The sequence below is a fragment of the Mesorhizobium sp. W050 genome (genome assembly GCF_054719535.1).
This window is the reverse complement of record NZ_JBTTIH010000001.1, coordinates 1,379,185-1,391,707: the sequence shown is the minus strand read 5'-3', so window position 1 is coordinate 1,391,707 and position 12,523 is coordinate 1,379,185. Positions and strand designations below refer to the sequence as shown.

At 62.6% G+C, this 12,523-nt stretch carries 12 protein-coding genes; 3 read left to right on the top strand and 9 right to left on the bottom strand.

Annotated elements, in window-relative coordinates; all coding sequences use genetic code 11:
• Positions 1–301 precede the first annotated feature (301 nt).
• From preA to ACYG9Y_RS06585, 4 genes are all read right to left on the bottom strand, one after another.
• Entirely contained in the window at positions 302–1,615 is a 1,314-nt protein-coding gene (gene preA / locus ACYG9Y_RS06600; RefSeq protein WP_023699020.1) for an NAD-dependent dihydropyrimidine dehydrogenase subunit PreA, read from the bottom strand.
• A gap of 12 nt (positions 1,616–1,627) precedes the next feature.
• Positions 1,628–2,470: a class I SAM-dependent methyltransferase gene (locus tag ACYG9Y_RS06595; RefSeq protein WP_023739897.1), complete on the bottom strand. Its 843-nt coding sequence runs from the start codon at positions 2,468–2,470 to the stop codon at positions 1,628–1,630.
• 5 nt (positions 2,471–2,475) lie between these two features.
• Entirely contained in the window at positions 2,476–3,831 is a 1,356-nt protein-coding gene (locus tag ACYG9Y_RS06590; protein ID WP_023739898.1) for an NAD(P)-dependent oxidoreductase, read from the bottom strand.
• Between the two features lie 128 nt (positions 3,832–3,959).
• The gene (locus ACYG9Y_RS06585) at positions 3,960–4,676 is read right to left on the bottom strand and encodes a gamma-glutamylcyclotransferase (RefSeq protein ID WP_023739899.1); all 717 of its coding nucleotides are present in this window, start codon (positions 4,674–4,676) and stop codon (positions 3,960–3,962) included.
• A gap of 191 nt (positions 4,677–4,867) precedes the next feature.
• On the opposite strand from ACYG9Y_RS06585, the gene ACYG9Y_RS06580 reads away from it, so the two are divergent.
• Entirely contained in the window at positions 4,868–5,644 is a 777-nt protein-coding gene (locus ACYG9Y_RS06580) for a VOC family protein (protein ID WP_023739900.1), read from the top strand.
• A gap of 75 nt (positions 5,645–5,719) precedes the next feature.
• Here the strand turns inward: ACYG9Y_RS06580 and ACYG9Y_RS06575 are convergent, their stop codons facing one another.
• Complete coding sequence (locus tag ACYG9Y_RS06575) at positions 5,720–6,208, bottom strand: hypothetical protein (protein WP_023739901.1); 489 nt, start codon at positions 6,206–6,208, stop codon at positions 5,720–5,722.
• 207 nt (positions 6,209–6,415) lie between these two features.
• On the opposite strand from ACYG9Y_RS06575, the gene ACYG9Y_RS06570 reads away from it, so the two are divergent.
• A complete protein-coding gene (locus tag ACYG9Y_RS06570; RefSeq protein WP_023739902.1) occupies positions 6,416–6,808 on the top strand; it encodes a DoxX family protein in 393 nt (130 codons plus the stop codon).
• A gap of 98 nt (positions 6,809–6,906) precedes the next feature.
• Here ACYG9Y_RS06570 and ACYG9Y_RS06565 read toward each other — a convergent pair whose 3' ends face one another.
• Together ACYG9Y_RS06565 and ACYG9Y_RS06560 are read right to left on the bottom strand one after the other, a co-directional pair.
• Entirely contained in the window at positions 6,907–9,348 is a 2,442-nt protein-coding gene (locus ACYG9Y_RS06565; protein WP_023739903.1) for a GcvT family protein, read from the bottom strand.
• Between the two features lie 78 nt (positions 9,349–9,426).
• On the bottom strand, positions 9,427–10,965 hold the full coding sequence (locus ACYG9Y_RS06560; RefSeq protein ID WP_023739904.1) for a trimethylamine methyltransferase family protein: 1,539 nt from the start codon (positions 10,963–10,965) through the stop codon (positions 9,427–9,429).
• A 217-nt stretch (positions 10,966–11,182) separates the two neighbouring features.
• Between ACYG9Y_RS06560 and ACYG9Y_RS06555 the strand changes: the two genes are divergently transcribed.
• Positions 11,183–11,773 (top strand): transglycosylase SLT domain-containing protein, encoded by a 591-nt coding sequence (locus tag ACYG9Y_RS06555; protein ID WP_023739905.1) that lies wholly within the window; start codon positions 11,183–11,185, stop codon positions 11,771–11,773.
• A 56-nt stretch (positions 11,774–11,829) separates the two neighbouring features.
• Here ACYG9Y_RS06555 and ACYG9Y_RS06550 read toward each other — a convergent pair whose 3' ends face one another.
• Entirely contained in the window at positions 11,830–12,267 is a 438-nt protein-coding gene (locus ACYG9Y_RS06550) for a TA system VapC family ribonuclease toxin (RefSeq protein WP_023682204.1), read from the bottom strand.
• Positions 12,264–12,491 carry a hypothetical protein gene (locus ACYG9Y_RS06545; RefSeq protein ID WP_023668191.1) on the bottom strand — a complete coding sequence of 76 codons (228 nt, stop codon included), beginning with the start codon at positions 12,489–12,491 and terminating at the stop codon, positions 12,264–12,266. Before ACYG9Y_RS06545 ends, ACYG9Y_RS06550 begins: the two co-directional genes overlap by 4 nt.
• Positions 12,492–12,523 lie beyond the last annotated feature (32 nt).

Sequence of the window (12,523 nt, the reverse complement as noted above, 5' to 3'; positions counted from 1 at the left end):
CGATAGCGTGTATGGCGGCTTGGCGCATGCATTGTCTTATATTGCGCTGATCGACCCCCACTCCGTCTCGGCTTCGCCGGAGCCACCTTTCCCCGGATCGACGGGGGGAGAGGAACGGCGCCAAGTTTTTGCCGTCAACGTTCGTCAGTAAAGCTCCCTTCCTTTCCCTCCGAAGGGGGAAAGGTGGCGCTGCGAAGCAGCGACGGATTGGGGGAACCACGTGGCAACCAAGCCCTCACGCCGACCAGTCACAGAAGATGAGTGCACAACGTAGACGTCGATCGGGGCGAGGAACCCAAGTCTACTCCGCAGCCACCTTGGCCATCGGGTTGTTCGGGTGTGTCGTCCAATTGGCATAGACCGGCGACACCGGCTTGCCGGTGCGCTGGTCCATCACGCCGGCGGCCAGCGGCTCCATGGTGATGCAGTTCTCGACCGGGCAGACATTGACGCACAGATTGCAGCCGACGCATTCGGCCTCGATCACCTCGAAATGCCTGACACCGTCGACCATGTTGGTGATCGCCTGGTGCGAAGTGTCCTCGCAGGCGATGTGGCAGCGGCCGCATTTGATGCAGGCGTCCTGGTCGATATGCGCCTTGGCGATGTAATTGAGGTTGAGATACTGCCAGTCGGTGACGTTGGGCGTGGCGCGGCCGACAATGTCGTTGAGCGAGGCGTGGCCTTTCTCGTCCATCCAGTTTTCGAGACCGGCGATCATCTCCTGCACGATCTTGAAGCCGTATGTCATCGCCGCCGTGCACACCTGCACATTGCCGGCGCCGAGCGCCATGAATTCAGCCGCATCGCGCCAGGTGGTGATGCCGCCAATGCCGGAGATCGGCAGGCCGCGCGTTTCCGGATCGCGGGCGATCTCGGCCACCATGTTCATGGCGATCGGCTTCACCGCCGGGCCGCAATAGCCGCCATGCGAGCCCTTGCCGTCGATGGTCGGCTGCGGCGCGAAACTGTCGAGGTCGACGCCGGTGATCGAGTTGATGGTGTTGATCAGCGACACCGCGTCGGTTCCGCCGGAGAGTGCGGCGCGCGCCGGCTTGCGCACATCGGTGATATTCGGCGTCAGCTTGGTGATGACAGGCATGCGGGTGTTGGCCTTGCACCAGCGCACCACCATTTCGATGTATTCAGGCACCTGGCCGACAGCCGCGCCCATGCCGCGTTCCGACATGCCGTGCGGGCAGCCGAAATTGAGCTCGATGCCGTCGGCTTCGGTCTCCTCGACCACCGGCAGGATCGCCTTCCAGCTTTCCTCGACGCATGGCACCATCAGTGAGACGACGATGGCGCGGTCGGGCCAGTCCTTCTTGACCTGCTTGATCTCGCGCAGATTGACCTGCAAATCGCGGTCGGTGATCAGCTCGATATTGTTGAGGCCGAGCAGGCGCCGGTCCGCCCCCCAGATCGCGCCATAACGCGGGCCGTTGACGTTGACCACCGGCGGACCTTCTTCGCCCAGCGTCTTCCACACGACGCCGCCCCAGCCCGCCTTGAAGGCGCGGATGACGTTGTAGGCCTTGTCGGTCGGCGGCGCCGAAGCCAGCCAGAACGGATTGGGCGATTTGATGCCGACGAAATTGTTGCGGATGTCTGCCATGACAGGTCCCTTTCAACCGAGACGAAAGAGCATTTCCACGGGTGCGAGAATGCCGCTTTTAAGCGCGGGGGTGAGATTGGCGATCTTGGTGCCGGCGTTCTCGCCCATGATAAGATTAACGCCAGGCGGCGGCTTTTTTCCTTCCGCCTGCGCCGCAGCCATGCGCGCCCGTATCGTGTCGAAAAATTCGATGGCGAAGGCGCCACGAGGGCGCTCGGCGGTTACAGAGAACCCCGCGGCGGCGGCAGCCGAACGATAGTCGTCGGGCGTGGCAACGAAGGACATGCTCTCGTCGGATGCCCATGGCAGCGGATAGGTCAGCGCACCTGCCTTGAGCCGCATCACATCGTAGACGGCAAAGACGCCGCCCGGCTTGAGCACACGCGCCGCCTCGCTCATCAGCTTTTTCTTGTCGGGAAGATTCATGCCGACATGCAGGATCATGGCCGTATCAAAGCTTTTGTTGCTGAACGGCATGTCCAGCGCGCTGCCCTGCACGAACCGGACTTTGTCGGCCATTCCCACCCGCTTCGACAGGCTGGTCGCGATGTCGACATAGCTTTGCGTCAGATCAATGCCGGTGACATCGGCGCCGGCATTGTTGGCGGCGAAACGGGCTGGACCACCCACGCCGGAACCAATGTCGAGCAGCCTGGCCCCCGGCTTCAAACCCATCTGGCCGATGAGTTCCCTGGTGGCGGCGATACCGCCAATGTGGAACTCGTCGACCGCTTCGAGATCGCCAGCGCGTAGATGGGCAATTTCCACGCCGGTATCGGCGAGCACGGCAAGAATGTGCTGCTCAAGATCCGAGACGTCGTAGTGACGCGCGATGCCTGATTCCACTGAGGCCATGATCTCTATCCCTGTGCCAGACTCCGGTTGATGCTCTCCGCCGCATCGCGGCCTTGCGCGACGGCCGATACCGTCAAATCGTCGCCGCCAAAAATGCAGTCGCCGCCGGCCCAGACATTGGCGAGCGAGGTGCGCCCTTCTGCGTCGACCTTGATGCGGCCGGCTTCGAGTTCGATCGCAGCACCGCTGCCGTTAAGTGCCGCCGGCACAAAGCTCTGGCCGATCGCCTTGAACACCTGGTCGGCGGCCAGCGTCAGCCGCTCGCCGGTGCCGACAAGCGTGTCCCCGTTCATCGCTGTGTATTCGAGCTCGATGCCCGACACTTTGCCACCTTCGACAATGACCCGCTTCGGCTGCAGCCAGTGGCGGATGGTGACGCCGTTGGCGGCTGCCAGATCCTGCTCGAACTCGGAAGCGTTCATGTGTTCCTGGCCGCGCCGGTAGCAGATCGTCACCTCCTCGGCGCCGAGCAGCTTCGACTGCACGGCGGCGTCGATCGCCGTCATGCCGCCGCCGATGACGACGACGCGCCGGCCGATTGGCAGGCTCGAGAGATCGCTGGCCTGGCGCAGTTCGGCGATGAATTCGACTGCATTGACGACGCCACCGGCCTCCTCGCCATCGGCGCGCAGCGCATTGACGCCGCCAAGCCCCATGCCGAGGAAGACGGCATCATAATTGAGGATCAGGTCCGACAGCTGGTAGTCGCGACCGAGCGCCTTGCCGTTATGGATATCGATGCCGCCGATCCCAGTGACATAGTCGACCTCGGCCTGGGCGAAATTGTCGATGCTCTTGTAGGCGGCGATGCCATATTCATTGAGGCCGCCGGCCTTCGGGCGGGCTTCCAGAATGGTGACGTCATGGCCGTGGCGAGCGAGCCGGTGGGCGGCGGCAAGACCGGCCGGTCCGGCGCCCACGACGGCGACCGACTTGCCGGTCGATTCAGCGCGCGGATAAAACTGCTTGTGCTCGGCCATTGCGACGTCGGTGGCGTAGCGCTGCAGGCGGCCGATCTGCACCGGCTTGCCTTCCGCCACCTCGCGCACGCAGACCTCTTCGCAAAGCGTCTCGGTCGGGCAGACGCGGGCGCACATGCCACCCAATATGTTCTGGTCGAAAATCGTCTTGGCCGAACCGATCGGGTTGCCGGTCGATATCTGGCGGATGAACAGCGGAATGTCGATCGAGGTCGGGCACGCGTTCATGCACGGCGCATCGTAGCAGAAATAGCAGCGGTCGGATTCGACCAGCGCTTCGTGGTGATCGAGCGGCGGATGCAGGTCGGAAAAATTCTCGGCGTACTGGTCGGCGGCAAGCCGGCCGCCGGCAATGCCGTCCTTGAACTGGCCTTGTGGCATCGTCAGTTCCCCATGTTTTCGTTTTGGGGAAGGCTAGCACGTTTTATTTTTTTATCAATTGGTCAATTTTCACCGCAAGCCACTGAAAAGCCTAGCTGATAATATGATCGGACCACTCATGTTATGGCCTATGTCACGGGCGAAAAGCCAGTGCTCGTAGCGCCGCCATGGATCGACCTGATCTCGTTGGCAACCAGTTGCTGCAGCCGCCACAGATTGCGGTCGCGGATGCCGAATTCCTCAAGGTGGCTGACGGTGTTGTAGAGATACTCGGCACCCGAGCCGACATTGCCGCAGGCTCTGGCAAGCACCCTCGCCACCCGATCCAGCGGCTGCCCGAGCGAGGTTCCCCTGCCCGTCACCCCGACCCAGAAGCCGAGCGCCCGTATCCGGCCCTGCTCCGTGCGCACGGGAACCCACCGGACCGAGCTGACACTCTCATGGTCGTCGATCTCGCGCCGCAACAATCTTTCGATCTGCTGCGGCTTGTCGCCGTCGGGCAGGCGGTAGATGACGCCGTCGCATCGGCCGCCGCGTTCGAGCGCCATCATCAGCCCCGGCTGCGCTACGCTGCCGCGCCAGCGCACCATGTCGAGGCAGAAGGAGCGATGCCAGCCAAACGCAGTGGCGCGCTGGCGTTCGACGGACTCGAAAGCCGGCTTCCAGATCAACGAGCCATAGGCGAACACCCACAGAGGCCCCTCGTCTGCTTCATCAGACAGCCGCAAGGCTAATGTCCGGTAATCCTCGTCGTTCAGCTGCGTCCAGCTGCCGTCCGGTCCGGGATCGACCTCTTCGCGGTGACACAGTGACACAAGCTCAGGCGTGAGCGACATAAGGCGCATGAAACGACTACCCCTCGTTTGCCCAAGGAAAGTCGAAAACCGCCGCACGTGCAAGGCGTCGGTGGGGCGAAGTGCGGAACGATGTGTCAACGCAGCCGTTGAATTTTCTCCGGTTCGCTGTCGGATTCGCGTCGCTGAAAACGTCCTTTGATGGATCGGACGACGATCTATGCATAGGTAGGAGACCGAGAATGCCGAGATCCCCAATGCCCTTCTTCTGGTACGAGTTGATGACCAGCGACCTCGATGCGGCGCAAGCGTTCTACACCACCGTGGTCGGCTGGCGGGCTGAGCCCTTCGACAAGGCGCCCGGCATGCCGCGCTATATCGTGGTGAACTCCGCCGAGCGTGGCGTCGGCGGGCTGATGACCCTGCCCGAGGAAGCAGCCAGGACGGGTCTGAAGCCGGCCTGGTTCGGCTATATCCACACCAGCGATACCGATGCCTCGACCGAGGCACTGAAAGCCGCCGGCGGGACTGTTCACCGCGAACCCGACGACATTCCCGGCGTCGGCCGCTTCTCCGTCGTCGCCGACCCGCAAGGCGCCGCCTTCATGTTCCTGCAGCCCAATGGTCCCGACCAGCCCGTCCTTCCGGCAAGGACGCCGGGCCATGTCGGCTGGCACGAGCTTTATGCGTCCGACCGCCAGAAGGCCTTCGATTTCTACTCCAGCCAGTTCGGCTGGACCGATGCCGGTAGCATGGACATCGGCGAGATGGGCATCTATCAGACCTTCTCGGCCGGCCCTGAATCCGGCGGCGGCATCATGAACAAGCCACAACAGCTGCCGGTGCCGGTGTGGCTGTTCTACTTCAATGTCGATGCCATCGACGCAGCCGCCAAACGCGTCACCGACAATGGCGGCAACATCGTCATGGGTCCGATGCCGGTGCCGGCCGGCCAATGGATTGCCCAGTTCACCGATCCGCAAGGCGCTTATTTCGCGCTGATCGCGCCGGGCCGCTGATCCCCTCCGGTACTCGCCTGCACGGAACTGCTCTCATCGCGCCGCTGGTGCGATGAGAGGCGCGTCCGGGCGCGGTCACTCCGGCGCCAGCACCGCAACTTTGAGGTTCTCTTTCCTGGCGCCGCTGAGCTGGATCGTGGCTGCGCCAGGCGTCAGCTTGAAGCGCAGGCTCTTGCGGACGCCGAGGCAGGTCTTCACGCCGCTGAAACCGGCTGATTTCACGGCCTGGCCATCCTGAATGACGTCGACCCAGGCCTCATCGGACAGGCTGATCTGGAGCTCTCCTTCCGTTGGCACGGCCACGTTTGCCGTCGCGCCGAACGTGCCGGCTGCCGGCGCGCGTTGCGGTGAGACCATGAAGCTGACCGCATCGACCGGCTCCAGCGCCATATCCGCGGCTTCGCCGAAAGCAAGAGAGGCACCGGACTGCGCGGCGGGCGCTGCCGGAAACAGTTCCTGCTCGCGTGTCACCGGCCATTTGAAGGCATCGCAGCCAGCATCAGCGGCCATGGCGAAACTGGTGCTTGCGAGGATTGCGAACAGGCTGATGGCGACTTTTTTCATGGCGAAGGAACCCGTCTGGTTTGGAGTGTCTACTCGCAGATATACAACCTTAACGAGATGTATGCAACCATAACGAGAGCAAATTTCGAAGTCAGACTGGAAATAATTGCAATCACCGATTGTTGATGACAGGCCATGGGAAGTGAATGGTCCAGCGCCGGGTGATGATTTATGGCCGGGCCACATGGTTGGAAAAATGGAGTTTAGATGAAGCTTTTTGACGGTCTCGCCAGATTTCAGCCGCAGGCGCTCGGCGTCCTGCGCATCATCACAGCCCTGCAGTTCCTCGAGCATGGCTCGCAGAAACTGTTCAATTTTCCGGTCAGCGCCGAGCCTCACGCTCTTATCGGCCTGACGATGACTGCAGGCATCCTGGAGTTCGCCGGTGGCATCCTGCTGGCGCTCGGTCTGTTGACCCGCCCGGTCGCGTTCCTTCTGGCCGGCGAGATGGCCATCGCCTATTTCATGGCGCACTACCCGCGCGACTTCTTCCCGGTCAACAACAGCGGCGACGCGGCAATCTCCTTCTGCTTCATCTTCCTCTATCTGGTGTTTGCCGGCGCCGGCGCTTTCGCGCTCGACAACCGCCGCAGCACCTGACGCGCCTGATGCATGTCGCCCAAAAGTGCGCAGCGGTTTTGGGATAACGACTTGCACAAAACAAGAATCTGAAGCGCCTCGGCGAAAGCCGAAGCGCTTCAGGCGCGCATTCGCTCGAAGTTCGCGTCAAAGAGCGGCGCTGCCTGAACGCGCGCCGCGTGGCGCTTGCCCAAAAGTTCGATTTCGAAGCCGTCGCTCTCATCGGCGATCTCCTTCGGCACATAGCCGATGGCGACGGATTTCTTCGAGTGATGCGCATAGCCGCCTGACGTCACCCAGCCGCGCACCGCGCCATCGTACCAGATCGGCTCGTCGCCGATGACATCGGCATCGTCAGCATCGAGGATAAATGTGCGCAGCCTGAGCTTGCCGCCCTGCTTGCGCTCGGCAAGAGCGCCGGTTTTACCGATGAAATCGGCATCCTTGCCATAGGCGACGAAACGGTCGAGCCCGGCCTCCAGCGGCCCGTAGATCGGCCGGTATTCGCGCGCCCATGAGCCGTAGTTTTTCTCCAGCCGCAGCGCATTGAGCGCGCGCGAGCCGAACAGGCCGAGGCCGAATTCCTCGCCTGCCGCCATCAACGCCTGGAAGGCAGCGCGCTGATATTCCGGCCCCACCCAGATCTCGTAGCCGAGATCGCCGGTGTAGCTGACGCGGCCGACCAGGCACGGCGCCGTGCCGATGTCCATTTTCGCGACCGCCATGAACGGGAATGCGATGTTGGCGACATCCGCGCGGCTGGCCTTTGCCAGCACCTCCCTCGCCTTGGGTCCGGCGATCGCCAGACCGGTCAGTTTCTGCCCCAGCGCCTCTATGCGCACTGAGCTATCCGCAGGTAAATGCGCCTCGAACCAGCGCATATGATACTGCTCGGCGATACCGGAGCCGGCGATGAACCACTCGGTCCCGTTGGAATTGGGGGCACCGATATTGGCCAGCGTGAAATCGCCGATGAGCTTGCCGTCGTCCTTCAGCATCGGCGCCAACGTCATGCGGCCTGGCTTGGGCAACTTGCAGGCAAAGATCCGGTCGAGCCAAGCGGCCGCCCCTTCTCCCGTCACCTTGTATTTGGCGAAGTTCGAAATCTCCGCCAGGCCGACGCTTTCACGAACCGCCGCGACCTCATTGGCGACATGGGAAAAATCGCTGGAACGCCGCCACGAGAATTCGTCCCTGACACCCTCGGGCGCATACCACAGCGGCACTTCCAGCCCATAGGACACACCCCATTGCGCGCCTTTGGCCGACAGCAAATCGTAGATCGACGTCGTCTTGAGCTGCCGCCCGGCGGGCAGTTCCTCATTGGGGAAGCGGATCGAGAAGCGGCGCGAATAATTCTCGCGCACCTTGGCGTTGGTGTAGGCCATCGTCGCCCAGTCGCCGTAGCGCGCGACATCCATGGCCCAGATGTCGGCGCCTGGATCGCCCTCGATCATCCAGTTGGACAGCGCCAGGCCGACGCCGCCGCCTTGTGAAAAGCCCGCCATGACGCCGCAGGCGACCCAGAAGCCGGGAAGGCCACGCACCGGCCCGACCAGCGGATTGCCGTCCGGCGCGAAGGTGAAGGGCCCGTTGATGATCTGCTTGATGCCGGTCCTCTCGAAGGCCGGGAAATGCCTGAAGCCCACTTCGAGCGACGGCGCGATGCGGTCGATGTCCGGCTCCAGCAATTCATGACCGAAATTCCACGGCGTCTGGAATTCGGACCAGACCTTGTTGGCCTTCTCGTACGTGCCCATCAGCATGCCGCCGCGCTCCTGGCGCAGGTACAGCTCACCATCGAAATCGACGGCATGGATGATCTCGGTCCCGGTCTTGGCGTTCCACGCCGCCACCTCGGGCATATCCTCGGTGATCAGGTACATGTGCTCCATTGCCAGCACCGGCAGCTCCAGCCCGACCATGCGGCCGACCTCGCGCGCCCATAACCCGCCGGCATTGACGACATGCTCGGCCACCACTTCGCCCTTGTTGGTGATGACGCGCCACATGCCGTCGGGCCGGCGCACAATGTCCTCGACCTTGGTGAAGCGCTCGACCTCGGCGCCCAGTTTCCGCGCGGCCTTGGCATAGGCATGCGTAACGCCAGAGGGATCGAGATGGCCGTCCTCCTTGTTGCGGACGGCGCCGACGAATTGTTTCGGGTCGAGCAGCGGCATCAGCTCGGCCGCTTCATTGGCCGATATCTCCTCGAGGTCGATGCCGAGGTAACGCCCCTTGGCGACGACGCCGCGCAGCCAGTCGAGCCGCGCCTCGGTTGCCGCCAGAAGCACGCCGCCGGTCAGATGTACGCCGGTCGCCTGTCCCGACAGCTCCTCGATCTCCTTGTAGAGCGAGATCGTGTATTTCTGCAGCTTGGCGACGTTGGGGTCGCCATTGATCGTGTGCATGCCGCCGGCCGCATGCCAGGTCGAGCCGGAGGTCAGCTCGTCGCGCTCCAAAAGCACGACATCGGTCCAGCCATGACGCGCCAGATGGAACAGCACGGAGCACCCGACGACGCCACCGCCAATGACCACGACCTTTGCATGCGATTTCATGAGTTTTGCTCTGTTATCAATGAGTTGAGGAGATAAGGTGAATCAGAAAGGCAGCGCCGCGCGCCGACGCTGAAAAAGTCACGGCTCGCCCTGCCCGATCGCTTCCTTGCGCCTGGCCACATACGCCTCCAGCGCCTCGCGCACGGCGATATCCATCACCGGCTCGACATAGTCTTCCAGCGCCTTCTTCCACAGCCGGGTCGCGCGCGCCGTCGTGTCGAGGCCGCCGGCCTCCTGCCATGCCTCGTAATTCTGCCAGTTGGACAGTATCGGCTGGTAGAAGGCGGTGGCATAGCGTTCCAGCGTGTGCGGTTCGCCGAAGAAATGGCCGCCGGTCGGCACCGCGCCCAGCGCCTCGACCGCAAGCTCCGCCTCGTCGACGACGATCGGGCGCAAGAACTCCATCATGTGCTGGATCATCTCGACATCAATGATGAGCTTTTCGAACGATGCCGTCAGCCCGCCCTCCTGCCAGCCGGCGGCATGATAGACGAGGTTGCCGTGGCCGAGCACAGCGCCCCACAGCGCCATCAGCGTCTCGTAGGCGCCTTGCGCGTCCGCCGCATTCGATGCCGACCCCGGTGTCGTGCGGTAGGGCAGATTGTAGCGCCGCGCCAATTGCCCCGAGGCGATGTTGGCCTTGGTGTTCTCCGGCGTTCCGAAGGCCGGCGCGCCCGACTTCATGTCGACGTTGGAGGTGAAGGCGCCGTACATCACCGGCGCGCCGGGGCGCACCAGTTGCGTCAGCACCACGCCGAACAGCGCCTCGGCATTCTGCTGCGCCAGGGCGCCGGCGAGCGTCACCGGGCTCATCGCGCCCATCAGCGTGAACGGCGTCACCGCCACCGACTGGCCGAACTCAGCCATGGTCATCAGCCCTTCGGCCATCATCTCGTCGAAACGCCGCGGCGAGTTGACCGAGATGATGGTGGCAATGCCGGGATCATCGCGCATCTCGTCCAGCGTCAGCCCGCGCGCGATTGCCATCATCTCGATGCCGTCCAGCGCCCGGCCTCGTCCGATCGCCGAGACATGGAACGATTTGTCGGTCAGCGTCAGATTGGTGAAATAGGTATCCATGTGCCTGGTGTTGGCCGGCAGTTCCACCGGCGCGCAGACCTGGTTACCGAGCATGTGGATGCAGTTGAAATGCTGCGCTAGCCGGGTCAGATCGGCATAGTCGTGCAAGTTTCCAGCGCGCCGGCCGCGCTCCATGTCGTGCACATTGGGCGGCCCGGCGACGAGGGTGAAATTGATCGTGTTGCCGCCGAGATGAATGGTGTTGGCGCGATTGCGCGGCGTCAGCCGATAGCTGGACTGCGTGGTCTTCAGCGCCTCGGCGACAAGACCCCGGTCGATGCGGACATTCGCGGTCGCATGGTCGACTTTTGCGCCCGCCTTCTCGAACAGCGCCAGCGCCCGCTGAGACATCACCTCGATGCCGAAATTTTCCAGAATGTGCATCGACGCCTGGTGGATCGCTTCGACCTGGTCGACTGAGAGCATCGCCATCGGCGGATAGGGATTGGTCACCCGCCGCAGTGGAAGTTGCGGGATGGCGGCGGGCCCCCGGTTGCTGGTTCGCTCCGCGCCGCGCTTTCGTCTTGGTTCATTCATGCCTGGCATCAGAGCGCCGGCATCCGGATATCGCTGTCAGAAATCCGCCCTTCGCGGGCGTGATTTTAGCCAAGGCGGCATTTTTGAATTCGTATGGAGACAGAGGCGACGCAAAAGGTCGGAATAATGATAAAGGTCCCACTCAGCGGAGCCGGGCCGGCAAGCCGTTAAGAAACGCCGCAAGATTCCCTTTATGATTTCAGCCTATCCGTCTTCCATGCGTAGTTCGAATTTGAGTAAAATTGTAGCGGTTGGCGTGCTGCTGGCTTTGCCGGCCTGCGCGACGCCGCCCAACCATATCAACAATGTCTGCGCCGTCTTCGACCAGAACGACGGCTGGTTCGACAACTGGCAGTCGGCCGCCGAGCGCGCCTCGCAGAAATACGGCGTCCCCGTCCCCGTGCTGATGGCGACGGTGCGCAAGGAATCCGGTTTCAAGAGCAATGCCAGGCCGCCGCGTACCAAACTGCTCGGCTTCATTCCGTGGAAGCATGTCTCGTCGGCCACCGGTTTCTCGCAGGCGCTCGACGGCACCTGGTCGCAATACCAAAGCGAAACCGGCAGCTGGGCGGCGCGGCGGACCAAATTTGCCGATGCCGTCGATTTCGTCGGCTGGTACCATTCCAAGACATCAGACACGTTCGGCGTCGCCCGCAACGACACCTACAATCTCTATCTCGCCTACTATCTCGGCTGGACCGCCTACGGCCGTGGCAACCGTGGTGACGCCGGCGTGCAGGGCTATGCCAGGGCGACCGAAAAGATGGGCCGCGACTATGCCGAACAGCTGCAGCAATGCGGCAGCTGACGTTGCCAAGCGGTCTTGCAGCCACGCAGTTTGCGATCGAAGCGGAACTCAGCCATTCATTCGCTTGGGATCAGGTGGAGGATCGACCTTCCTCCCTTTACCGCTGCCGTCGACAGCTTTCGGTCAAACGTCGCCAATTGGCCGTCACGCGCCTTGGCGAGTCCCAACAGATAGCTATCCGTTACCTGTGCCGGGGTGAGGATCCTGGCTGCATCGATGTCGTTGGAACCGACAAGGCTGATCTCGTCAGGCCAGAACTGATGTCCTGAAAGGGCATGCAGCTTGCCGACAATCTGCGCCACCACGGCGGGCGAACCCGGAGAATTGGGGTATTTCGGGTTGCTTACAATCCTGATGACGCCATTCTCGGTAATGGGACATGTTGCCCATGACAAATGCCCGGTGGATTGGAACCACCGATGGGCATCTTCATGCGCGACGTGAGCCGGATCGATCAACGCAATCAACACATTGACGTCGAGCAGGAAGGTCACGGCAATTCGTCGCGAAGCGCATTGACCATTTCGAGATCGACCATCGGGCCGTCGGGCCGCGATGCAAGCAAGGGGATGCCGTTGCGTTCACCGCCGGTCGGGGGCCTGCGCAGTGAGCGGCGAGCCAGATCGGAAATGACGTCGCCAACACTGCGATCCTGCTGTCGCGCCATGGCCTTGGCCGCAAGTAGGACATCGTCATCGATTGCAAGTGTGGTTCTCACAACATGCTCCCTACGCGCATCAAACATCACGC